The sequence below is a fragment of the Roseiarcus sp. genome (genome assembly GCF_049514155.1).
In the GTDB taxonomy this organism is placed as follows: Bacteria; Pseudomonadota; Alphaproteobacteria; order Rhizobiales; family Beijerinckiaceae; genus Roseiarcus.
Genome location: NZ_JBEKVH010000069.1, coordinates 1 through 22,624, shown reverse-complemented (window position 1 = coordinate 22,624; position 22,624 = coordinate 1). Strand labels below are relative to the sequence as shown.

The window sequence follows — 22,624 nt, the reverse complement described above, 5'->3', positions numbered from 1 at the left end:
GAACTCAGTCGAAAATACCCGCATCGCTTGTTGTGACATGAAGCCTCCTAAAGGCTCATGTCACTCAAATCGTGTGTCTCGCTTTAGAGCGCTCGGACGTTAGGCTGAATCGGGAGGGATTCCCAAATCAGCGACGTTCTGATTCAACCTGCTGGCTGGATGGAGGCCAGCAGGGATGGCTGGAGCTTACTCTCAGGATTTGCGCGACCGGGTGATTGACGCGGTGGCTGGCGGAGGAATGAGTCGCCGCGGCGCGGCGGCGCGCTTTGGCGTCAGCGATTCCGTGGCGATCAAGTGGCTGGAACGCTTTGAGCGGACTGGGGTTCGCGCCGCGGCGAAGATGGGCGGTTACAAGCGCCCGAAGCTGGAGCCGCATCGGGCCTTCGTGGAGGGTCTGCGGGCTGAGAAGCCCGACGTCACGCTGCAGGCGCTGTGCGACCGGTTGCTGGCCGAGCGCGGCGTGAAGAGCGACACCTCGCTGATGAGCCGCTTCCTGCGCCGTATTGGCCTGACGCTCAAAAAAAGACCGTGGTCGCAGCGGAGCAGGATCGCCCGGACGTGAAACGGCATCGGCTGCGCTGGCGGAAATACCAGGCTCGGGTCGATCCTTCGCGGCTGGTTTTCATCGACGAGACCTGGACCAAAACCAACATGACCCGCCGCTACGGCTGGGCGCCGCGCGGACGCAGGCTGATCGACAAGGTCCCGCACGGACATTGGAAGACCCAGACCTTCCTCGCCGCGCTGCGCTGCGACCGCGTCGAAGCGCCATGCCTGTTCGACGGCCCGATCAATGGCGAGCGCTTCCGCGCTTATGTCGAGCAGTTCCTGGTTCCCGCCCTCAAGCCCGACGACATCGTCGTGGCCGACAATCTCGGATCGCACAAAGGCAAAGCCGTTCGACGGGCGATCAAATCCGCCGGCGCTCGCCTTCTCTTCCTTCCCAAATACTCGCCCGACCTCAATCCGATCGAGCAGGTCTTCGCCAAGCTCAAAGGCTTCGTGCGAAAAGCCGCCCCGCGCACCTTCGACGCCGTCTCCGACACCCTCGCCGACGCGCTCGCCGAGTTCTCCCCTAACGAATGCGCCAGCTACCTCGCCAACTCAGGCTATGCCCACGCCTAAATGCAGAGCGCTCTAGCGCCACGCCCATTTCATCCTTCACCTGGGGCGGGAAGCCGAGAAAGTCCCTTTTCGACGAGCCGACCCAATCGAGCGGCTTCTCGCCGGCGATGCGCAGACGCGCCATCGCTGTTTATCCCAGAATTGGGATAGGTCGTCAAGCGTATCTCTGCGTCCGCGTTGACAAAGGCGGGCGGCGCCCTTACCGCCACTCCCTCACGTCGACGAACTTCCCCGCGATCGCCGCGGCGGCGGCCATCGCCGGCGAGACGAGATGGGTGCGGCCTTTGTAGCCCTGACGGCCCTCGAAATTGCGGTTCGAGGTCGAGGCGCAGCGCTCGCCCGGCAGAAGCTTGTCGGGGTTCATCGCCAGGCACATCGAGCAGCCCGGCTCGCGCCACTCGAAGCCGGCGGCGGTGAAGATCTTGTCGAGCCCCTCGGCCTCGGCCTGCGCCTTCACCAGCCCCGAGCCCGGCACGACCATCGCGTTGACGCGCTCGCTGACTTTGTGGCCGGCGACGACCTTGGCCGCGGCGCGCAGATCCTCGATGCGGCCGTTGGTGCACGAACCGATGAACACGCGGTCGATGGCGAGGTCGGCGATTTTCTCGCCGCCCTTGAGGCCCATGTAGTCGAGCGCGCGCTTGATCGAGGCGCGCTTGGCCTCGGTCGCGCCGTCCTCGACCTTCGGCACGAAGCCGCCGATCATCGCGACGTCCTGCGGGCTGGTGCCCCAGGAGACAATCGGCGGCAGATCGGCGGCGTCGAGCCGCACGATCTCGTCGAAATGTGCGCCGTCGTCGGAGACGAGCGTCTCCCAATAGCGGCGGGCCTGATCCCACAAGGCGCCCTTGGGCGCCATCGGTCGGTCCTTGAGATAGGAATAGGTCTTCTCGTCGGGCGCGACCAGCCCAGCGCGCGCGCCGCCCTCGATCGACATGTTGCAGACCGTCATCCGCCCTTCCATCGACAAGGCGCGGATCGCCTCGCCGGCATATTCGATGACGTGGCCGGTGCCGCCCGCCGTGCCGATCTGGCCGATGATGGCGAGGATGATGTCTTTCGCCGTGACGCCGTCGGCGAGCTTGCCGTCGACGACGACCTTCATGTTCTTCGCCTTCGACTGGATCAGCGTCTGCGTCGCCAGCACATGCTCGACCTCGCTGGTGCCGACGCCGAGCGCGAACGCGCCGAAGGCGCCGTGGGTCGAGGTGTGGCTGTCGCCGCAGATGATCGTCGTGCCCGGCAGGGTGAAGCCCTGCTCGGGGCCGATGATGTGGACGACGCCCTGGCGAGGGGGCCGATGATGTGGACGACGCCCTGGCGAGGGTCGAACTCGTTGTAATATTCGATGCCGAATTCGCGCGCGTTCTCGGCGAGTTGCTCGACCTGCAGCCGGCTCTCCGGATCAGCGATGCCCTGGCTGCGGTCGGTCGTCTGGATATTGTGGTCGACGACGGCGAGCGTCTTTTCCGGCGCGCGCACCTTGCGGCCGGTCAGACGTAGGCCTTCGAACGCCTGCGGGCTCGTCACCTCGTGGACGAGATGGCGATCGATGTAGATGAGCGACGTCCCGTCGGCGCCGGTCTCGACGACGTGGTCGTCCCAGATCTTGTCGTACATCGTGCGCGGCTTGGCCATGAAACGCTCCTGCGCCCCTCGCATCGGCAGGCGCGGCGTCGCGCCCGGGGCGAGGGACGCCTTCTAAGCTGTTTGAGCGCAAGAAAAAAGAGGGCGGGCGGCTCAGCGCGGCCGCAGGAAATCCAGACCAGGCGCGTCCTTCGCCGGGCCGAGGATCGCCTGCTTGAACGCAGCGGCCGCCTCGCGCGGCAGCACGCCGTCGAGGATGAGATGCGACAGGCCGTGGACGAGCGACCACGCGGCGATCGCCGCCGCCGGAATCTGTGCGCTCGGCGGCGCGTCCGAGCGTGCGCCGACGCCGCGGGCGAGCGTGGCGAAGGCGGCGTTGGCGGCGGCCCGCAGCTCCGCGTCGTCGCGCCGCGCCGACAGCATCGGCGAGAACATCAGCCGGAACATGCCGGGCTTGGAAAGGGCGAAATCGACATAGGCCGCGCCCATCGCCGTGAGCGGCTCGGGCGCGCGCTCGGACGCCGCGAGCGCCGCGCCGAATTCGCGAAAGCCCTCGACCGCGAGCGCCGCCAGCAGCGCGTCCTTGTCTTTGAAATGGCGGTAGGTTGCGGTCGGCGAGACGCCGACCCGCCGCGCCGCCTCGCGCAAGCCGACCGCGGCGGGGCCGCCTTCGTCGAGCAGCAAAGCCCGCGCGGCGGCGATCAGGGCCGGGCGCAAGGCGCCGTGGTGATAGGAGGAGCGATTCGAAGTTGACATTGATAACATCATGGCATAGTTTACGCCGTAAACATAGCCCCTCCCCTTAGGAGACCGCGCCATGCAGACCTTCGTCGCCGCCCAGTTCGGCCTCGCCCCGCTCGCCGCCTTCTGGCTGTTGCTCGGATTCGCCTCCCCCGGCGAGGCGCTCGCCATCGGCTTGGTCGCCGCGCTGGCGATGACCGCCTGGCGCTGGACGCGGCGCGAGGTCTACCTGATCGAGATCGGCGCGCTGGCGACCTTCCTGGCGATGGCGGCGATCGACGTCGCGGCGCCCGCCTTCTTCGCCGGCGCGGCTTTGTGGCTGTCCTTCGCCGGGCTCGGCCTCACCGCGCTCGTCAGCGTCGCGCTGAAGCGGCCGTGGACCGCCGACTATGCGCGCGCCGCCTTTTCCGCCGAATCGGCGAGCCCGCTCTTCTTGGTCGTCAACATGATGATCTCCGGGCTGTGGGCGGTTCTGTTCCTGCTCGATGCGGCGATCCTCGCGCTCAAGCTCGGCGGGTTGGCCACGACCGCGGTGTTCGTCTTCGGCGCGCTCGCCTCGATCTTCGGCCCGACGGCGCTGATCCGCCTCGTCCTCGCGCGCCAGATCGCCAAATCCTCCGACTATCGCTGGCCGGCGCCGCGCTTCGACGGCGCAAACAACGACGATTCGGTCGACGTCGCCGTCGTCGGCGCCGGGATCGGCGGCCTCGTTTCGGCCGCGCTGCTCGCCGATTCCGGCCTCAAGGTCGCCGTCTACGAGGCCCATGTCGTGCCCGGCGGCTATTGCCATACGTTCCTGCGCAAGGCGCGCCACGACGGCCGCCCCTGCATCTATCGCTTCGACGCCGGCCCGCACGATTTCTCCGGCGTTCATACCGGCGGCCCAGTGAACGCGATCCTGTCCCGGCTTGGCGTCGCCGGCCAGCTCGACTGGCGCCGGCTCGACCATTCCTACCGCTTCGCCAACCGCGTCGTCGAACCGCCGCGCGACGGACGCGCCTATGCCGCCGAGCTCGGCCGCCAGTTCCCCGCCGACGCAGCAGGCCTGAAGGCGCTGTTCGAGGAGATCAAGGCGATTTCCGACGGCATGTACGCGACCGGCGCCGACAACGGCGGCATCCCCGGCCTGCCGGGCGGCGCCGAGGCGATGCTCGCCTTCGCCCGCAACCATCCGCTCGCCGTGCAATGGATGGATCGGCCGTTCGACGAGCTCGTCGCGCGCCACGTTTCCGACCCGCAGGCCAAGCGCTTGCTCACGGCGCTGACCGGCTACGTCAGCGACGGAACCGAGCGGCTGACTTGCGCCCAGATGGTCCCGCTGTTCGGCTATTATTTCGACGGCGGCTTCTATCCGGTCGGCGGCTCGGAGCGCCTCGCTCAAGTCCTGGTCGAAGCGATCGAGGCGCGCGGCGGAACGGTCAGGCTGAAGACGCGCGTCGAGCGCATCCTGATCGCTGACGGCCGCGCGGTCGGCGTCGCGCTCGCCGACGGCCGGCGCATCGCAGCGCGTGCAATCGTCTCGAACGCCGACGTCAAACGCACCTTCCTCGAGCTCGTCGGCCATGACGCGCTGCCCGCCCGCTTCGCCGATCGCCTCGCCGCCGCGGCGCCGGGTCCCTCGGCGTTCATGGTCCACCTCGGCGTCGACTATGTCCCCGACTGCCGGCCGGCGCTGCACCTCGTCGACCAGCATATCGGCGTCGAAGTGCTGACCCAGGTCGATCCGAGCGCCGCGCCGGCCGGCCATTCGACCGTCGGAATCATTAGGCTGCTGACCAACGACGAAGCGCGCGCCTGGTTCCCCGCCGCGGGCGGCGACGACTGGAAGGCGCTGCGCTTCACGCCTGAATACGAAGCGAAGAAGCGCGCGCTCGCCGACGCGATGATCGCCGCCGCCGAGACCGCCCTGCCCGGCCTCAGCGCCCACATCGTCCATCGCTCGGAAGCGAGCCCGGTCACCTACGCGCGCTACGACCTCGCCAGCGACGGGGCGATCTACGGAGTCTCGGGTTCAGGCCGGCTGCGCGGCGCCAAGAGCCCGATCCGCAACCTCGTCGTCGCCGGCGCCGCGACCCACGGGCCGGGCGTCGAGGCGGTCGCAATCTCCGGCGCGCTCGCCGCCGAGGCGCTGGTCCCGGGACTGCTGGCGCGGCCGCGCACCGAAGCGGCGGCAAGCGCGCCAGCGGTTGCCGAGGCGCAGCCGGCCGCTATTTCTTCGGCGGTTTGATGATGTCGCGCAGATCGAACGTCTCGTCGCCGGCGCCGCCGGAGATGTCGTCGACCTTCCACGCGCCGTCCTCGGGCACGAAGCTGTAGCGGACGACATGCTTGACGTCGCCGCTGAAGAAGGTGGCGGTCGCGGCCGCGTCGCCTTCGGGCGCGATCGTCAGCTTCTCGACCTCAGGGTCCTGCGAATCGGTGACCGGATCGAAATCGAGGATCGGCTCGTTGAGCTTCTTCGAGCGCGCGTCCATCGCCTTCAACGCGGCGCGCAGCGACTTCGACAGATAGACGGCGACCCGCTTGTCGTCGAGGTTGCCGGTCTGATAGTCGCCCTTCGGACCGGCGTAGATGCGGTAGATCGCCGTCGTCACGTCGGCGGGCGAACTCTCGCCCGCGGCGCGCGCGGCCATCGGAACGGCGGCCGCCGCCGCCAGCAGAACCATCGTCGACCAGCGCAAGCTTCGCCTCCCCGTCTTCCCATGCGAAAGTGCGGGTGGAGCGGCCCTCGAGTCAACCGGTCCGTCGCTCTTCCCGCCCCTCGACCGCGTCGCCGAAAGTCGCTAAGCAAGGCGAAACGTCGGGACGAACGCGGCAATGGCGACCGCGTCGACGAGGGGGGAACGGATGCGACATCTGCTGCTGTGGATTCCCTGCGTGATCGCGCTGTGGGCGCCGCTCTACAACATGACTGAGCCGACCCTGTTCGGCATCCCCTTCTTCTACTGGTTCCAGCTCCTGCTGATCCCCGTCTCGGCGTTGACGATCTACGCCGCCGACCGCCTGCGGAAGGCGTGAGCGATGTTCGACCATCTCAACGTCGTCGCGACGATCGTCTTCGTCGTCTTCTTCGGCCTCGTCACCGGGCTCGGCTTCATCGCTTCGCGCTGGAAGGCGGCCGACCTCGACCATATCCATGAATGGGGCCTGGGCGGGCGGCGCTTCGGCCCGTGGGTCACCTGGTTCCTGCTCGGCGGCGACCTCTACACCGCCTACACCGTCATCGCCATTCCCGCCGTCGTGTTCGCCATCGGCGCCTACGGCTTCTTCGCCGTCCCCTACACGATCATCATCTATCCGTTCCTCTACATGACGATGCCGCGGCTGTGGGCGGTGTCGCACAAGCACGGCTACATCACCGCCGGCGATTTCGTGCTCGGCCGCTACGGCAATGGCTGGCTCGAACTCGCCGTCTCGATCACCGGCATTCTCGCCACCATGCCCTATATCGCGCTGCAGCTCGTCGGCATGGAGAAGGTGATCCTCGCGCTCGGCTTCTCCGGCCACGGCTTGATGCAGCACGCGCCGATCACCATCGCCTTCGTCATCCTCGCGCTCTACACTTACAAGAGCGGCCTGCGCGCGCCGGCGATGATCGCCTTCGTCAAGGACGCGATGATCTATGTCTTCATCATCGCCGCGGTGATCGTCATCCCGATCGAGCTCGGCGGCTTCATCAAGATTTTCGCCGCCGCCGACGCCGCTTACGCCGCCAAGGTCGCGGCCAACGCCAAGCTCGCCGCCGGCGTGACGCTGACGCCCGGGCAGATCGGCCCCTATATCACGTTGGCGATCGGCTCGGCGATGGCGCTGTTCATGTATCCGCACGCGATGACCGGCGCGCTCGCCGCCTCCAGCAGCAAGGCGATCCGCTTCAACACCATGACCCTGCCGGCTTATTCGTTCGTGCTCGGGCTGATCGCGCTCCTCGGCGTGATGGCGATCGCGGCGAACGTCAAGGTTTCCTCGCCGCAGGACGCTGTGCCGCAACTGGTGCTGTGGGCGTTCCCCGACTGGTTCGCCGGCTTCTGTTTCGCGGCGATCGCGCTCGGCGCGCTGGTGCCGGCGGCGGTGATGTCGATCGGCGCCGCCAACACCTTCACCCGCAATATCTGGAAGCCGTTCATCCACCCGGCGATGACGCCGCGCGAGGAATCGGTGCTGGCGAAGCTCGCGTCGCTGGTGGTCAAGGTCGGCGCGCTGGCGGTGATCTTTCTCATGCCGACCCAGTTCGCGCTCGACCTGCAACTGCTCGGCGGCGTGTGGATGGTGCAAATCTTCCCGGCGCTGATCTTCGGCCTCTACACCCGCTGGTTCAACGGCTGGGCGCTGCTCGTCGGCTGGGCGGCCGGCATGTTCGTCGGCACGGCGTTGTCGTGGGGAGAGAAGGCGTGGACGCCGGTGCATGGGCTCGCCTGGGACGTTCCCTTCGTCGGACCCGTCGACCTCGGCCTGCATTTCGCCGCCTACAACGGCTTGACCGCCGTCATCGTCAACATCGTCGTCGCGACTTTGCTGTCGCTCGTCATCCGCTCGCAGGCGGCCGACGAAACGGCGCCGGCCGACTACGAGGACAGCGCGATGGCGGCATAGCGCGTTGCGCTTGGGCCTACTCGGGCCTCGTCCTGACTTTCTCCCCGATCGCGGAAAGAAGGGAGGCGACGATCGCTACGACTTGCTGCGCCGCTCGCGGATCATGAAATTGTCGAAGGAATATTCAGCGACCTGCCACCACAGATATTGGTCGGCGCGGAACGCCATGTAGGAATCGGCGATCTTCTTGAAGTTCGGATCGTCGTTCGACAATTGCGCATAGAGATCGTTGGAGGTCTTGTAGCAGGCTTCGAGCGCGTCCTGGGGGAACAGGCGCAATTGCGCGCCGCCGACGACGAGGCGCTTCAATGCGCCGGGATTGGCGGCGTCGTATTTGGCCAGCACCGAAGCATTGGCCGCCGCAGCCGCGGCGCGCAGCGCCGCCTGATAGGATTTCGGCAGCGCGTCGAACTTGTCCTTGGCGACGGCGAGATGCAGTTGCATGCCGCCCTTCCACCAGCCGGGGTAATAATAGTTCGGCGCGACTTTCGAGATCGGCTGCTTCGCGCCGTCGGGCTTGTCGCCGAAGCGCTCATCGTCGTAGGGGCCGACCCATTCGAAGCCGTCGAGGCCGCCCGATTCGAGCGCGGCGTAGATTCCGTCCTTCGGCGTCGCCATCGGCTCGGCCCCGAGCGTCTGGAACACCTTGCCGGCGAAACCGCCGATGCGCAGCTTGAGGCCCTTGAAGTCGGCGGGCGTGCGGATCTCGTTGCGGAACCAGCCTGCCATCTGCCCGCCGGTGTTGCCGGCCGGCAGCGCGATGATCTTGCGCTCGGCGAGAAAGTCGTCGATCAGCGCGCCGCCGCCGCCTTCCTGCAGCCAGGCCGCATGTTGGCGCGCGTTCATGCCGAACGGCGTCGACGAAGCGAAAACGAAGCTCGGGTCCTTGTTCCAGTAATAGGAGAGCGCGGTGTGGGCGCAGTCGGCGCGCCCGTCGGCGACGGCGTCGAGCGCCTCCAGCGCCGGCGCGATCTCGCCGGCCGGCGACAGCTTGATGGTGAAACGGCCGTCGGTGATGTCGGAGACGGCGTCGGCGAGCGTCTGCGCGCCGCCGTAGATGAGATCGAGCGAGGTCGGGAAGCTCGACGTCAGCTTCCACTGCACATTGGGCGTCGAATCGGCGAGCGCCGGGGCGGCGATTCCTGCGCCCGCCGCGGCGGCGCCCAAGCCTACGATGAATTGTCGACGTCCCGCCGCCATCCGTACTCTCCCCATCGTCGCGACTCTGCGGCGCGGACGCGCCGGTTCGTTTGCCGAACCCGTTTCGGCTATATCACTTTTACGGTCTAAATTGCGGCGATCGAGCGGTCGCGGCGCGGAATTTGGCTGACGCTGGGAGATGCGCTTCGTGAGCCTCAAGACGGCGGGCGTCGTGCTGGCGGGCGGACGATCGGCCCGCATGGGCTTCGACAAGGCGCTGGCGCCGCTCGCCGGACGGCCGCTCGTCGCCCATGTGGCGGCGCGGTTCGCGCCGCAGGTCGACGCGCTGTTCCTCAACGCCAATGGCGACGCGGCGCGCTTCGGCTCCTTGGGTTGCGCAATCGTCGCCGATGCGGCGGCGAACGCCGGCGGCGGGCCGCTCGCCGGCATTGCCGCGGCGCTTCGCTACGCGCAATCGCAGGGCGCGGCATGGCTCGCGACCGCGCCGTGCGACGCGCCGTTCCTGCCGCTCGATCTCGTCGCGCGGCTCGCCGCGGCGGCCGATGAAAAGGGCGCGCCGCTCGCGGTCGCGACAAGCGCGCGCGGCCTCGAACCGATGTTCGCGCTGTGGTCGAGCGCGCTCACGCGCGCGGTCGAGACGGCGCTGGCGGCGGGCGACGGCGGCCCGCGCGCGCTGATGACGCGGCTCGGCGCAGCGGAAGCATTGTTCGCCGACGCCGACGCCTTCGCCAATCTCAACACGCCCGCCGATTTCGCCGCCGCGCGGGCGCGGCTCGGCTGAGCGCGACGCGACAGCTTACGCCGAAGCGCTGCGCGCGATCGCCTCGCCCAGCGTCTCGGCGACGATCGCCGCCAGCCGCTGCGTCGCCGCTCCCGGCTCGGCCTCGGCGCGATGCAGCTTCACGGCCAGCGAGGGCAGCGGCGGCAGGCCGCACTCGTCTTCGCCGAGCGCGCGCAGGTTCGCCGGCAGGCCGAGCGAGGTGCGCACCGCCAGGCCGAGCCCCGCCGCCGTCGCCGCCCAAACGCCGGCGAGGCTGGCGCTGACGAAAGCGAGCCGCCACGAGATCCCGGCGAGATCGAGCGCGTCGATCGCGACGCGGCGGAACAGACACGGCGCCTCCATCGCCGCCACCGGCAGCGGTTCGCCGCTCGCCGCGCGCCAGACGTCGTCGCGCCCGGCCGGGCCGATCCAGCGCATCGCCGTCTCGGCGATCCGCTCGCCATGCGGCGTCGCGACGTCGCCGTCCCAAGCGAGCGCGAGATCGAGCTTGCCCGAGACGACCCCGTCGATCAGCGCGGCGTTGCGTTCGACCCGCGCCTCGACCCTGACCTTGGGATGGGCGCGGGCGAAGCGGCCGAGCGCCTCCGGCAGCAACGTCTCGCCGAAATCCTCCTGCAGCCCGATCCGCACCCAGCCCTCGAGCTCGACCCCGCGCGCCGCGGCGACCGCCTCGTCGTTGAGCTCGATCAGGCGGCGGGCGTAGGCGAGCAGCGTCTCGCCGGTCGGCGTCAGCGCCAGGCCGCGGCCCGACTTGCGCAGGATCGGCGCGCCCGCCTGACCCTCGAGCTTCTTGAGCTGGGCGCTGACCGCCGAGGTCGAGCGGCCGAGCCGGTCCGCCGCCCTGGCGAAACCGCCAAGCTCGATCCCGACGGCGAAGCTGCGCAGGGCGTCGAGGTCGAATGTGATCCGGGTCGCCATTATCGTCCTGATTGTCGAAACAATCAGTCAAGAACTTCCTGATTGTCGGGACGATCATGCAAGCCTAAGCCGCTTCGGTCAAGCGCGCCGCGCTCGGGCGGCGCGCCGCGAAGGAGCCCGGCGATGAACCCGAAAGCCAATCCGCCCGCCCTGGCGATGCAGTACAGCTTCACCCTTCCGGCCGATTACGACATGGGAAACGTCGAGCGGCGCATCGCCGAAAAGGGGCCGGCGCTCGACGGTCTGCCCGGTTTGCGGGCCAAGGCCTATCTCTCCGCCCGCCGCGACGGGGCGCAACGGGAGAACCTCTACGCGCCGTTCTATGTCTGGGACGACGCGGCGGCGATGAACGACTTCCTCACCGGCCGCGGCTTCGCCGGGGTCTCGGACGCGTTCGGCTGGCCGCAGGTCCGCATCTGGATCGTCTGGCGCGCGTGGCTGGCGCGCGACGTCGAGCAGGCGCGATTCGCCACAAGCGAGATTGCGCCGATCGCGCCCTTTTCGCCGCTCGACGCGCTCGAGGCGCAAGAAGACGAAGCGGCCGACCAAGCGATCGAACGCGGCGCGCTCGCCGCCGTCGCCGGCTTCGAGCCGACGAACTGGACCCGCGTGCGCTTCCGGCTGTGGCGCGAACCGCCCGCGCGCCGCGACGGCGTCGCGCTTTACGACGTCGGCCACGTCTCGCTCGGGGGCCCGAGCGTCGCCGGACAAAAGGCGCTATAGAGCGCCCACGCAAGGCGCGCGCTCGCGCCGTCGAGATGGAGAGGACATTGGCTGAAGTCGCGTTTCTCGGACTGGGCGTCATGGGCTATCCGATGGCGGGCCACCTCAAGGGCCGCGGCGACTGCGACGTCGTCGTCTACAACCGCACCGCGGCGAGAGCGCAGAAATGGGTCGCCGAGCACGGCGGCGTCGCGGCGCCGACGCCGCGCGAGGCGGCGCGCGGCCGCGCCATCGTTTTCGCCTGCGTCGGCAACGACGACGATCTGCGCGCGGTGACGCTCGGTCCCGACGGCGCCTTCGCCGGCATGGCCAAGGGCGCGGTCTTCGTCGACCACACCACCGCTTCCGCCGATGTCGCGCGCGAACTGGCGCGCGAAGCGGAAAAACGCGGCCTCGGCTTCGTCGACGCGCCGGTCTCCGGCGGCCAGGCCGGGGCCGAGAACGGCGCGCTGACGGTGATGTGCGGCGGCGACGAAGCGACCTTCGCCATGGTCGAACCGGCGATCGCCGCCTATGCCCGCGCGTGCAAATTGATGGGGCCGGTCGGTTCGGGCCAGCTCGCCAAGATGGTCAACCAGATCTGCATCGCCGGTCTGGTCCAGGGCCTCGCCGAAGGGCTGCATTTCGCTCAGCGCGCCGGCCTCGACGCCGAGCTTGTGGTCGACGTCATCGCCAAGGGCGCGGCCCAGTCGTGGCAGATGGACAATCGCCACAAGACGATGATCGCCGGGAAGTTCGACTTCGGTTTCGCCGTCGATTGGATGCGCAAGGACCTGGCGATCTGCCTCGACGAAGCCCGCCGCAACGGCGCGCATCTGCCGGTCGCGGCGCTGGTCGATCAGTTCTATTCCGACGTGCAGGCGATGGGCGGGCGCCGCTGGGACACGTCGAGCCTGATCGCGCGGCTGCAAAAGTAAGGGAGGGCCGAAGCCCTCCGCTTTTCTCGCCTCACCGCGGACAGGGCGGCGTGTCGGGCTTGCCGCAAGCTTGCCGCTCGGGCTTGCCGGGCGGCGGGCTCAACCGAGTCGGCGGCGCAGGCTTCGACTCGGGCGTGATCGCCTCGCCCTCTCCCGGCCCCGGGCCGCGCAGCGCCTTGAGCGGTTTCGGTTCGGACGGCGGCTTGCCGCCCGCCGCGCCTTCGTCCGGCGTCGGCTTCGACCTGACGCTCTTCATCGGGCTCGGGCTCGGCGTCGGCTCGCGCGATTCCTTCTCCGGCGTCAGAATCGGCGGCGTCGGGCCGGGGCTCGGGCTCGGCGTCGGCATGAGCGCCGGCGGCGGCCTCGGTCCGCCGTTCGAGGTTGGCGACGTCGCAACCGGCTTCGGCTTGATGCCGTCCGGCAGCGGCGGCGGCGGCGGATTCTGCGCCTGCGGCGGGGGCGGCGCGCCGAGCGGGGCGCGACCCTCTAGACGGCCGGCGTCGCGATAAGCGCGCGCGCCGCTCGGCAACGGAATGGCGACCGCGAGCGCCGGCAACACGCCGACCGCGACCGGCGGCGCCGGCGGCGGCAGGCGGCGCCAATCGTCGTCCTCGATCGCGGCGAAGCCGGGCGGCGGGGGCGGCGGCGGGCCGTAGTCCGGGCCGACGAAGACGGTGGCCGGCTGATCGGCGTAGACGTATTCGGCCTCAGGCGGCGGCGGCAGGTCGGCGTAGTCCCCCGGCGCGAAATCGCTCGGCGGCTGCGCCGCCGCGGCGAGAATCGCCAGCCGCCGGCCGGCGTCGACGACATGGGGCCCGCGCGGATAGCGGCTGAGATAGGTCCAGTAGGCGGAGGCCGTGTCCTCAGCCACCGCGCGCCGCCAGAACAGCGCCTCGCGTCGCACGGCGAGAATCGCGCGCACGCGCCTGGCTTCCGGCGCATTCGGATAGGCGGCGAGGAAATCGGAATAGGCGGCGAGCGTGTCGCGACCGAGCGCGACGGAATAGGCCTGATCGGCCGGGAAGGCGCGGATCGGCTTGCTCGCCGCGTCGGCATAGGCGGCGACGGCCGGCGGCGGCGGCGCGTCGGCGGCGCGCTCGAACACGTAATAGGGCGCGGAAAGCTTGGAGGCGCTCCATGGCGCCTGCGCGCCGCCGGTCGCCTGGTTCGCCTGCACGCGCGTCTGGGCGAAGACGTCCTCGATCGGCACGCCGCCTTCGCGCATCGCCCCGGCGAGCGTCTTGGCGTAAACGCCGTAGGGGCCTCGTTCGTCGCCGACGATTGCGCCGGGCGCGGCGTCGAAGGCGACGAGCGCGCCGGGATCGGGATCGACCAGCGCGAGGCCGCCGGCGAACGGCTGACCTTGGCCGGGATAAGGATTGGCCCGCGCCGCATCGAGGACGAGGATGCGCGCGCGCCCCGGCTCGGAGGCGAGCGCGTGGGCGAAGTCGGCGACCCGGATCGCCTCCATCGGCGCATCGGAATCGCGGGCGAGCTGCGCGTCGACGGGAACGAAGAAATTGTCGCCTTCGTATTGCACGCCGCGGCCGGCGAGATAGACGAAAGCCTGCATGTCGGGGCCGACCGCCGCCGCCTTGTCGAGGAAGTCGCGCATCGCCGCGCGCATCGACGTCCCGTCGAGATCGCGCGCGCCGACGACGTCGAAGCCGGCCGCCTGGAGGGTCTGGGCGATCAGCGCGGCGTCGTTGACCGGCGTGGCGAGCGTCTGATCGCCGTAGGTCGCTTCGCCGATCACCAGGGCGATGCGCGGATTGGGCGGCGCGGCCGCTTGCGCGAACGTCGCCGCCGGCGTCGCCCCCGCCAGCAGAAACGCGGCGAGCAGCGCGAACGGCCAGCGTGCCGGCATTTCCCTTTCTCCATCGCGGCCGATTGGGCGCCCGCGAACGCGTGCTCATGGGCCAATGCGTCTGAACCGCGCCTGAATGGGGGCGCCGTCGCGGCGCGCGGGACGCAGCGGGACAGGCGTGGGACGCCGCCCGACGGACCGTTCCGGAAAGGATTTTGGCGCGGAATCGCGGGTCGCTCGTAGCCGCTCGTTAACGATTAATCGTCATGATCCTGAAAGGGTAGCAGCGTGCGCGCGTCGGGCGGTCATGGTCGAGGTTGCGTCGGAGAAAAACGACAAGGGTCGCGTCGGCGATCCCGCCGCCGCGGCGCGACGGCGGGCGATGACGCTCAAGATGCGCCAGGCGCGTCAGACGCTCACCACCAATTCGATCGACTTCACCGGTCAGTACGCCTCGCTGGCGCGGCTGTTCGCCAACAGCGTCGCCGGCGCGACGCCGGCGATGGCGCTGGTCGCGCTCGCGGTCGGCGCGATCGCCTGCTACTGGGTGCCGGCGCCCAAGGTCGTCACCTGGGGCGTGCTGCTCGCCGTTTCGCTGGCGGTGCGCTACGGGCTGGCGATCGCCTTCCTCGATCTGCCCGAGCCGGAAAAGGCCTCCCCCGCCTGGCGGCGCAAATTCATCGTCGCCGAGACCTTCGCCGGCGGCGCCTGGGCGTTGCTCGTCGTCCTGCTGCTGCAATCGGCCGACCCCAACGCCCGCACTTTCGTGCTGGTCGTCCTGCTGCTGGTCTCCGGCATGACGGCGATGGTCGCCTCGGCGATTCCCTTCGCCGTCGCCGGCGGCCTGCTGCCGATGGCGATCGCGATCGTCTATGTGCTCGGGCCGACGACGCGCGGGCAGGCGCTGCTGATGTCGGCGCTGTGCGTCGGCATCCTCGTCTACTTCGTCATCCTCGCCAACCGGCTCCATCGCACCTCGCTCGCCGGCCTGTCGTTCCAGGCGGAAAAGGACGCGCTGATCGCCGAGCTCGAGCAGGCCAAGCTCAATTCCGACGAGGCGCGGCGGCGCGCCGAGAGCGCCAATCTCGCCAAGTCGCGCTTCCTGGCGACGATGAGCCACGAGCTGCGCACGCCGCTCAACGCCATTCTCGGCTTCTCGGAGGTGATGAAGGCGGAGCTGTTCGGCGCCCATTCGGTCGCCGTCTACAAGGACTATTCCAACGACATCCATTCGAGCGGCCAGCATCTGCTGATGCTGATCAACGAGATCCTCGACCTGTCGCGGGTCGAGGCGGGCCGCTACGAGCTGAAAGAGGAATCGGTGTCGCTGCCCGGCGTGGTCGAGGAGTGCCGCCACCTGCTGGCGATGCGCGCCAAGGGGCGCAACATCGCCATCGTCGAGCAGCTCGACAGCGACCTGCCGCGCATCTGGGCCGACGAGAAGGCGGTGCGCCAGGTGACGCTCAACCTGCTCTCGAACGCGATCAAGTTCACGCCGCAGGGCGGAACGATCACGATCAAGGTCGGCTGGACCAGCGCCGGCGGGCAGTATCTGTCGATCCGCGACACCGGACCCGGCATCGCCGAAGAAGAAATTCCGATCGTGCTGTCGTCGTTCGGCCGCGGCTCGCTGGCGCAGAAGAACGCCGAAGAAGGCTCCGGCCTCGGCCTGCCGATCGTCAAGGGCCTGGTCGAGCTGCACGGCGGCGAGTTCCGGCTCAAGTCGAAGCTGCGCGAGGGCACCGAAGTCATCGTCATCTTCCCGCCCGAGCGGGTGATGGACGCCCTGCCGCAGCTCGACCCGACCGCGCCGCCCGAGGAGACGCCCGAGCAGCGCACGCAGCGCCGCGCCCGCCGTTGGAGCCGCCGCGTAGCGGCGTAAGGACGCTTCGGCGCCGCCTTGCCAAGCCGCCCCGAGCGGGCGAGATTTGCGACGTTGTCGGCAGGCGCCGCGAGGGGGAACGTCGGCATGGACGGATCGGTTCCGATTTGGCTCTACCTGATCCTGGCGCTGAACTTCGGCATTTCGTGGTGGAACGCGCGGAGCTGCGGCCGAGCCTGGGTCGAGTCGAAGGCGGTTGGCGGCTCGATCCGCGTGCTGGTCTGGTGCGGCGCGATCCAGAGCGCCATCGGCTTCAGTTCCGTCTTCCTGTTCCCGCTGCTGTTCCTGGCGAACGCCCTGTTCCCCGATATTTTCACCGGCGACCAACTGAACGGGGCGGTGAGCCTGTGGTACCTCACCATCATCTTCCCCGCGCTCGGCACGGGCCTGATCATCACCATCGAGTCCTGGATCGCCGCGTATCGCCAACACAGCCTGATGAATATCGGCCTCGCCGCCTACAACACGCTGGCGCAAGTCCACAACACGATGGGCGCGATCAACGGGCTCGGCCCGGCGTTCCAGGCGGTCGGCAAGCTGTTCGCGTCGGTCGCCAAGGGCCGCGGCGACGCCAAGGGCAAGGCGGCGATCCTCGGCGCGATGATCGCCATTGCGGTCGTCGTCATCGCGCTCAGCGCCGGCGTCCTTTTGACCGCCGTCCTCATCCATCGCTACGCCGGGACCGTGCCGCTGCCGGCCGCCGCCGCCGCAACGGCGCCTCGGACCGCCTGAGCCGAGCGCGCCGACAAGGTTTCGCGCCAGACGCGCTCGGCGAGCGCTCCGGCCAGATCTGCGTGGCTTGATGTCGCAGGGCCAAAACGCGGCATTCGCGCCCGCTCGCCGCAGCCGGTATAAGCTCTGCGGTCAGCGCGCTTCGCCGCGCAAGCAGGAGTGGGCATGATGGCGGAAGGCGCCGGCGCTTATCGTCACGTCGTTCTGTTCAAGTTCAAGCCGAGCGCGTCAAACGACGCCGTCGTCGCGATCGAGAACGCCTTTCGCGCCCTGTGCGTCGAGCTGCCGTTCGTGCGTGGCTTCGAATGGGGCCGCAACTCCAGCCCGGAAGGGCTCGACCAGGGCTTCACCCATTGCTTCATCGTCAGCTTCGACGGCCCTGAAGGCCGCGACGCCTACCTGCCCCACCCCGCCCACCAGGCCTTCTGCCGCCGCCATCTCGACCCGTCGCTGGAGAAAGTCTGCGTCGTCGACTTTCAGTCGGCGCGCTGAGCGAAGTCACGCTCGCGCAAGCTCGCGCCATCATCCTCGGCTTTCACGCGTCGCCCGCCGGTTCGCGGGAAAGGAAGCCAAGATGATCCCTGCGCTGCCGCTCGTCGGCAAGATTCTCGTCGACCTCGTCGCCTCCGGCGCCAGCGCTCCTGTCGCGCCGCAGGACGCCGACCCCCAGAAGATCGGCGGCGCGGCCAAGCCCGGCGACGACTTCGCCCAGGCCGTCGACGACCTCCAGCGCGCCGCCGGCGCCGGCGCACCGTCGCACGGCGCGCACGGAACCGCGAGAAGCTGAGCGCGAAGCACCATCATTCAGCGTCATGGCCGGGCTTGACCCGGCCATCCACGTCTTCCCGTTGCGCGTCCATTCCACCGCTTCGACCAAGCGGCGCCGCATGGATGGCCGGGTCAAGCCCGGCCATGACGGTGAGGGTTCGGTCAATGGCGCGGTGGGTCGACGGGAGAGCCGACCCTCGGCGCCCCTCTTTCCGCTCTAAAACCCGCGGCGGCGCGACATCTGCGAGGGGATGGCGAGGCCGGCGCCGATCGCGCCCAGCGTCAGGATCACCCGCGTCATCGCCACGATGGCGAGGATCGCCGTCTCCTCGGCATGCGCGGGCGCCGGCGCGGTCACCGCGAACAGACCGAGGATCGCCTTGCCGAAGAAGGCGCCCGGCACCATCGGGATGCAGCCGGCGAGCGCGATCATGTCGGCGCCTTCGCCGCGCCGCCGGGAGGTCAAAGTGACGACGGCGCCCGCCGCCAGCGCCGCGGCGAACGACGCCGCCTCCAGGCTCCATCCGCCGGCGAGCGCCAACGTCCTGACCCCGAGCGCCAGCGCGCCCAGCGCCGAGCACCAGATCAGGCTGCGCCAATCGAAATTGAACAGCACGCCGAAGCCCCAGGCCGCGAGCGCGCCGAAGGCGCCCTGATGGGCGACGTCGAGCACGAGCTGAGCGGAGAGAAGCGTCACGTCAGCATCCCCAGCACCGCTTCGGCGCCGCAGATGCCGATGGTGGCGAACACCATGATCATGGCGACCGAGACCGCCCGCGCGCTGCCGACGGTCGGGAACCCTTCCATGATGTCGGTCTGGGCGTTGGTCGCCGGCACGCCGGGCACCAGCAGCAGCGTCGAAGCGATCAACGCCATCTCGGCGCTCGACGAACCGGCGGCGCGCGCGCCGAAGCCGCCGATCGCGCCGGCGATGAAGGCGATCACCGCGGCGATCAGGCACGGGTTCGTCCCGCGGGCGTGCAGCTTGGCGCGGAGCCATTGGCCGACGGCGCCGGCGACGAGGATCGGCAGGAACGCCGGTCCATCGACGCCGAGCAGGCGGCCGAACGCGGCGCAGGCGAGGCCGGTCGCCGGCGCGACCAGCCACAGCGGATGGCGGCGCGTCTCGCGGACCAGCCGGTCGATCGTCTCGTTGACCTCGTGCGGCGCGCCGCCCTGCTCTGCGAGTTGGGTCGCGTAGCGGCGCACCGCAACGTCGAGCTGGTAGTTCACCCCATGCGGGCCGACGTCGATCATGCGGGTGATCGTCTCTTCGCCGGCGCCGACCGTCAGGGTCAGCGAAGCATAGCCGACGCGCTCGCCGACCACCTCGGCGCCGAGGCCCTGGGCGGTGAGCCGCATGCCTTCGCGCACGACGCGGACCCGCCCGCCGCATTCCATCAGGACGCGGCCGACCCTCAGCGCCACATTGGCGATTCTTTCGAGATCGCGATGGCGCAGCACCACCGGATCCGCCGCCGCGCTCATCGGCCTTCCCCTTCCCGCTCCCGCCGTCACCCAGGCCGCCGAGGCCCTCGCCACCTGTAGCCGCGGCGCGGGCGATTCGGAAGCCGGCAAGGGCGCGGCGGCCAAATTGCGTCACGGCCCGAATTCATATCCGCCGTTTCACATGGCCGTCTCAGAACCATGGTGTTCTTGCGCCGGCGGGCGCTGTCGACGCGGAGGCGCGGGGCGTTTTGAAGCGTCTCCTCCGCGCATGGGCCGCGCGGCGTCGTGGCGGACCGGAGAGGTCGCATGGCAGACCAAGCCGAACTCGATCGCATGCAGGCCGCCTACAAAGCGGCGGTCGAAGACTGGATCAAGGCGATCCGCGAAGAAGAAGCGCTGGCGTCGGTCAATCATTCGGTCGCCGAAGTCGACCGGTGGGAGGGAGCGCATTTTCGCGAGGACGAGCTTCGCACCGCCGTCAAAGCCGCCAAGAAGCAATACGAGGACGCGCTGCGGGAGAAGTTTTTCAACTTCTGACGCATTCGGACGTCACGACGGCGAGGGTCGCTCAGCCAATCCCCCCGCGTCACGCCCGGCCTTGCGCCGAGCGTCCGCGCGTTGACGCCGCGCACCCGGCGCCGGCCTCAATCGTCGCCGGCGACGGCGACCAGCTTCGGCTTCTGGCGGAACGCGCCGGGAAACAGCTTCCACAGATTCTCGACCTTGGGGGCGTCGTTGTAGGCGATATAGGGGCTGTCGGGATTGAGCGTCGCGTAATTCTGGTGATGGGCCTCGGCGGGATAGAAGCCGCGCAGCGCCTCGACGCGGGTGACGATCGGCGCGCTGAACGCCTTCGCGGCGGCGAGCTGGGCGATATAGGCTTCGGCGACGCGCTTCTGCTCGTCGCTCTCGGCGAAGATCGCGGAACGATATTGCGACCCTGAGTCCGGGCCCTGGTAATTGAGTTCGGTCGGGTTGTGCGCGACCGAGAAATAGATCTGCAGGATCGTTGCATAGCTGACGACGTGCGGATCGAACGTCACCTCGACCGATTCCGCGTGCCCCGTCCGCCCCGTGCTCACTTGCTCGTAGGCGGCGGTTTGCTTGTCGCCGCCGGAATATCCCGACACCGCCTCCGTCACGCCCTTCACATGCTGGAACACCGCCTGAACGCCCCAGAAGCAGCCGCCGGCGAGCACCACCTTCTCCTCCGCGGCCGCCGAATCCGCCGCCTCGCCAAGCGCCGGCGCCGGCAGCGCCACCGCGGGCTCCGCCGACCGCGCGCCGGTGAGCGTGATCGCGAAGGCGCCCAAGACCAAGGCGACGCAAGCCGCGCCGCCGAGGGGACCGACGATCGACCTGGTCTTGAACATGGCTCTCTCCTGTTCCGTATGATTGCTCGCGGAAGCCGATCCGCCGAGCGGAAAACGTCCGGTCGGCATTTCGAGATACGCGGTGATCGGCCGGATTGTTACGGGCGCAATGAGCTCACAAGAACGCGATTGCATGGACGGAATTCGGTGACGCTTGCATATTTCCCAATTAGAGTGAGGCTGACCCGCGGTCTTCTCAATGTGGAGTCGAACATGGCGCGCATCGGCCGTTTCGTCGTTCCCGATCTGCCCCATCACGTCACCCAGCGCGGCAACCGGCGCGAGCGGGTGTTCTTTTCCGACGACGACTACGCGCTCTATCGCGATCTCCTGCGCGAGGCCTGCGGGCGCGAGGGCGTGGCGGTGTGGAGCTATTGCCTGATGCCCAACCACGTCCACCTCATCCTGGCGCCGCGAACGCCCGAGGGCCTCGGGCGCGCGCTCGGCAAAGCGCATCGGCGCTATTCGAGCTTCGTCAACGCGCGGGCGCGGGCGACCGGCCACCTCTTCCAGGGGCGCTTTTCCTCGGTCGTCATGGACGAGGACCATTTGATGGCGGCGGCCCGCTACGTCGCGCTGAACCCCGTCCGGGCGCGGCTCGTCGCCCGCGCCGAGGACTGGCCGTGGTCGAGCGCGCGGGCGCATCTGGCCGGGCGCGACGATGGGCTGGTCGAGGTCGCGCCGCTCATCGTCCGCTGCGGCGGACGTTTCGCCGACCTGATCGCCACGGAGCCCCCAGCGAGCGCGATCGCCGCACTGCGGGCGGCCGAGACAATTGGCCGACCGCTCGGCTCGCCCGCCTTTCTCGACCGCGTCGCGGCGCTGTCCGGCCGCGATCCGCGCCCGGCGAAACGGGGCCGCAAGCGGCGGGAGGAAACGGCCGCCAGGGCGAAGAAATAGGGGATTTATGCAAGTGTCACCGTAATGCACCGTAATGGCGTAATGGCAAGTGTCACCGTAATGGCCGGATCAGGTCGATGAACGCGCGCAGCCGGGCCGGAATATTGCGGCGGCTCGGATAGTAGAGACAAAGACCCGGATATTCCGGCGACCAATCTTCCAATACCGGCAGCAACAGGCCAGCCTCGATTGACTTGGCGGCAGCGATGTCAGAGAGAAAGGCTAGGCCTTCGCCGGCCAGAGCAGCCACTAGCATCAGATCGCTATCGTCGAGGGTCAACTGGCCAGGGACGTCTATTGCGATAGCCTCGCCACGCTTTTCAAACTCCCAACGGTAGATCGTTCCGCGCCCCGTGCGCCGACGAATGCAGCGGTGCTCTGCCAAGTCAGCCGGCGTTCTCGGCAGCTTTCGCCCCGCAAAGTAAGCGGGCGAACCCACCACGATCGAGCGTATGCGACGGGTGATCGGCACGGCGATCATGTCCGGCGGAACAAGCTCCTCGAGCCGAACGCCGGCGTCGAAGCCCTGTCCTACGATGTCCACCATCGCCCCTTCGGTGACCATGTCTACCGCCACGCGGGGATAGCGGCGCATGTATTCGGAGATCAGGGGCGACAGGACCATCCGCCCCGCGCCCAGCGGCAAATTCAGGCGCAAGGTACCGGCCGGCTCGGCGCGATGCTCATCGATCCGTTCCATGGCGGTGCGGATCGCGGCCAAGGCGGGGGCGATCTCCCCCACGAACTGCCCACCTTCAGCGGACAGGGCGACACTGCGTGTCGTCCGGTTGAACAAACGAACGCCCAAACGCGCTTCCAGAGCCGCCACGGCGTGGCTCAGCGCCGAGGAGGACATGTCCAGTTCTCGCGCCGCAACCCGGAAGCCACCGTGGCGAGCGACCGCCACTACGGCTTCGAGTTCCAATTGGCTCGCTCTCATTGCGCGATTTTTTGCATCAACCTGTGCCATTCTGATCGTCTTAACAGATCAATCGTTAGATGTCACATTTCCCTTCACCAACCAGAGGAGGCGCGCCATGCGTACCATCGACAGGGTCTACATCGACGGCCAGTTCGTCACCCCGCACGGTGAGGAGCTGTTTGACCTGTTCAACCCCGCCACCGAGGAGAAGATCGGCCAGGTGCGCCTGGGCGACGCAATCGACG

General features: G+C 68.9%; 22 protein-coding genes and 1 pseudogene. 13 read left to right on the top strand and 10 right to left on the bottom strand.

Annotated elements, in window-relative coordinates:
• Positions 1 to 175 precede the first annotated feature (175 nt).
• Positions 176 to 1,125 (top strand): IS630 family transposase gene (locus ABSF49_RS11735; RefSeq protein ID WP_424112834.1). Its coding sequence is split into 2 segments (ribosomal slippage): positions 176 to 515 and positions 515 to 1,125, totalling 951 coding nucleotides; the frame shifts between segments, so codons are not numbered across the junction.
• A gap of 199 nt (positions 1,126 to 1,324) precedes the next feature.
• Here the strand turns inward: ABSF49_RS11735 and leuC are convergent.
• Together leuC and ABSF49_RS11725 are read right to left on the bottom strand one after the other, a co-directional pair.
• A pseudogene (leuC, locus tag ABSF49_RS11730) lies at positions 1,325 to 2,763 on the bottom strand (3-isopropylmalate dehydratase large subunit).
• Positions 2,764 to 2,865: 102 nt separating this feature from the next.
• On the bottom strand, positions 2,866 to 3,468 hold the full coding sequence (locus tag ABSF49_RS11725; RefSeq protein WP_424112833.1) for a TetR/AcrR family transcriptional regulator: 603 nt from the start codon (positions 3,466 to 3,468) through the stop codon (positions 2,866 to 2,868).
• 61 nt (positions 3,469 to 3,529) lie between these two features.
• Here ABSF49_RS11725 and ABSF49_RS11720 point away from each other — a divergent pair, with 61 nt between their 5' ends.
• Positions 3,530 to 5,680, top strand: coding sequence for a phytoene desaturase family protein (locus tag ABSF49_RS11720; RefSeq protein ID WP_424112832.1), 2,151 nt, complete (start codon positions 3,530 to 3,532; stop codon positions 5,678 to 5,680).
• On the opposite strand, the gene ABSF49_RS11715 is transcribed toward ABSF49_RS11720, so the two are convergent.
• Positions 5,661 to 6,134: a DUF3828 domain-containing protein gene (locus ABSF49_RS11715; protein ID WP_424112831.1), complete on the bottom strand. Its 474-nt coding sequence runs from the start codon at positions 6,132 to 6,134 to the stop codon at positions 5,661 to 5,663. The genes ABSF49_RS11720 and ABSF49_RS11715 overlap by 20 nt on opposite strands.
• Positions 6,135 to 6,300: 166 nt before the next feature.
• Here ABSF49_RS11715 and ABSF49_RS11710 point away from each other — a divergent pair, with 166 nt between their 5' ends.
• Positions 6,301 to 6,471, top strand: coding sequence for a DUF3311 domain-containing protein (locus ABSF49_RS11710; protein WP_424112830.1), 171 nt, complete (start codon positions 6,301 to 6,303; stop codon positions 6,469 to 6,471).
• Between the two features lie 3 nt (positions 6,472 to 6,474).
• Positions 6,475 to 8,046 carry a monocarboxylate uptake permease MctP gene (mctP, locus tag ABSF49_RS11705; protein WP_424112829.1) on the top strand — a complete coding sequence of 524 codons (1,572 nt, stop codon included), beginning with the start codon at positions 6,475 to 6,477 and terminating at the stop codon, positions 8,044 to 8,046.
• A 75-nt stretch (positions 8,047 to 8,121) separates the two neighbouring features.
• On the opposite strand, the gene ABSF49_RS11700 is transcribed toward mctP, so the two are convergent.
• Positions 8,122 to 9,246, bottom strand: a complete 1,125-nt coding sequence (locus ABSF49_RS11700) for a TRAP transporter substrate-binding protein (RefSeq protein WP_424112828.1) — start codon at positions 9,244 to 9,246, stop codon at positions 8,122 to 8,124.
• 148 nt (positions 9,247 to 9,394) lie between these two features.
• Between ABSF49_RS11700 and mobA the strand changes: the two genes are divergently transcribed.
• A complete protein-coding gene (gene mobA / locus ABSF49_RS11695; RefSeq protein ID WP_424112827.1) occupies positions 9,395 to 9,988 on the top strand; it encodes a molybdenum cofactor guanylyltransferase MobA in 594 nt (197 codons plus the stop codon).
• A gap of 15 nt (positions 9,989 to 10,003) precedes the next feature.
• Here the strand turns inward: mobA and ABSF49_RS11690 are convergent, their stop codons facing one another.
• The gene (locus ABSF49_RS11690; protein ID WP_424112826.1) at positions 10,004 to 10,906 is read right to left on the bottom strand and encodes a LysR substrate-binding domain-containing protein; all 903 of its coding nucleotides are present in this window, start codon (positions 10,904 to 10,906) and stop codon (positions 10,004 to 10,006) included.
• A gap of 123 nt (positions 10,907 to 11,029) precedes the next feature.
• On the opposite strand from ABSF49_RS11690, the gene ABSF49_RS11685 reads away from it, so the two are divergent.
• Positions 11,030 to 11,629, top strand: coding sequence for a DUF4865 family protein (locus ABSF49_RS11685; protein ID WP_424112825.1), 600 nt, complete (start codon positions 11,030 to 11,032; stop codon positions 11,627 to 11,629).
• Between the two features lie 47 nt (positions 11,630 to 11,676).
• Positions 11,677 to 12,546: an NAD(P)-dependent oxidoreductase gene (locus ABSF49_RS11680; RefSeq protein ID WP_424112824.1), complete on the top strand. Its 870-nt coding sequence runs from the start codon at positions 11,677 to 11,679 to the stop codon at positions 12,544 to 12,546.
• 31 nt (positions 12,547 to 12,577) lie between these two features.
• On the opposite strand, the gene ABSF49_RS11675 is transcribed toward ABSF49_RS11680, so the two are convergent.
• Complete coding sequence (locus tag ABSF49_RS11675; protein ID WP_424112823.1) at positions 12,578 to 14,413, bottom strand: caspase family protein; 1,836 nt, start codon at positions 14,411 to 14,413, stop codon at positions 12,578 to 12,580.
• Positions 14,414 to 14,660: 247 nt separating this feature from the next.
• On the opposite strand from ABSF49_RS11675, the gene ABSF49_RS11670 reads away from it, so the two are divergent.
• The 4 genes from ABSF49_RS11670 (at position 14,661) to ABSF49_RS11655 (ending at position 17,754) form a co-directional block, all read left to right on the top strand.
• A complete protein-coding gene (locus ABSF49_RS11670; RefSeq protein WP_424112822.1) occupies positions 14,661 to 16,235 on the top strand; it encodes a sensor histidine kinase in 1,575 nt (524 codons plus the stop codon).
• 87 nt (positions 16,236 to 16,322) lie between these two features.
• Positions 16,323 to 16,967, top strand: a complete 645-nt coding sequence (locus ABSF49_RS11665) for a hypothetical protein (RefSeq protein ID WP_424112821.1) — start codon at positions 16,323 to 16,325, stop codon at positions 16,965 to 16,967.
• 168 nt (positions 16,968 to 17,135) lie between these two features.
• Entirely contained in the window at positions 17,136 to 17,459 is a 324-nt protein-coding gene (locus ABSF49_RS11660; RefSeq protein WP_424112820.1) for a Dabb family protein, read from the top strand.
• A gap of 82 nt (positions 17,460 to 17,541) precedes the next feature.
• On the top strand, positions 17,542 to 17,754 hold the full coding sequence (locus ABSF49_RS11655; protein WP_424112819.1) for a hypothetical protein: 213 nt from the start codon (positions 17,542 to 17,544) through the stop codon (positions 17,752 to 17,754).
• Between the two features lie 198 nt (positions 17,755 to 17,952).
• Here the strand turns inward: ABSF49_RS11655 and ABSF49_RS11650 are convergent, their stop codons facing one another.
• Positions 17,953 to 18,432 (bottom strand): threonine/serine exporter family protein, encoded by a 480-nt coding sequence (locus ABSF49_RS11650; RefSeq protein WP_424112818.1) that lies wholly within the window; start codon positions 18,430 to 18,432, stop codon positions 17,953 to 17,955.
• Positions 18,429 to 19,223 carry a threonine/serine exporter family protein gene (locus ABSF49_RS11645; RefSeq protein WP_424112817.1) on the bottom strand — a complete coding sequence of 265 codons (795 nt, stop codon included), beginning with the start codon at positions 19,221 to 19,223 and terminating at the stop codon, positions 18,429 to 18,431. Before ABSF49_RS11645 ends, ABSF49_RS11650 begins: the two co-directional genes overlap by 4 nt.
• 267 nt (positions 19,224 to 19,490) lie before the next feature.
• On the opposite strand from ABSF49_RS11645, the gene ABSF49_RS11640 reads away from it, so the two are divergent.
• Positions 19,491 to 19,721: a hypothetical protein gene (locus tag ABSF49_RS11640; protein ID WP_424112816.1), complete on the top strand. Its 231-nt coding sequence runs from the start codon at positions 19,491 to 19,493 to the stop codon at positions 19,719 to 19,721.
• Between the two features lie 107 nt (positions 19,722 to 19,828).
• Here ABSF49_RS11640 and msrA read toward each other — a convergent pair whose 3' ends face one another.
• Positions 19,829 to 20,557, bottom strand: a complete 729-nt coding sequence (msrA, locus tag ABSF49_RS11635; RefSeq protein ID WP_424112815.1) for a peptide-methionine (S)-S-oxide reductase MsrA — start codon at positions 20,555 to 20,557, stop codon at positions 19,829 to 19,831.
• Positions 20,558 to 20,770: 213 nt separating this feature from the next.
• Here msrA and ABSF49_RS11630 point away from each other — a divergent pair, with 213 nt between their 5' ends.
• Positions 20,771 to 21,457 carry a transposase gene (locus tag ABSF49_RS11630; protein ID WP_424112814.1) on the top strand — a complete coding sequence of 229 codons (687 nt, stop codon included), beginning with the start codon at positions 20,771 to 20,773 and terminating at the stop codon, positions 21,455 to 21,457.
• 52 nt (positions 21,458 to 21,509) lie between these two features.
• Here the strand turns inward: ABSF49_RS11630 and ABSF49_RS11625 are convergent, their stop codons facing one another.
• On the bottom strand, positions 21,510 to 22,397 hold the full coding sequence (locus tag ABSF49_RS11625) for a LysR family transcriptional regulator (protein ID WP_424112835.1): 888 nt from the start codon (positions 22,395 to 22,397) through the stop codon (positions 21,510 to 21,512).
• Between the last annotated feature and the right edge of the window lie 227 nt (positions 22,398 to 22,624).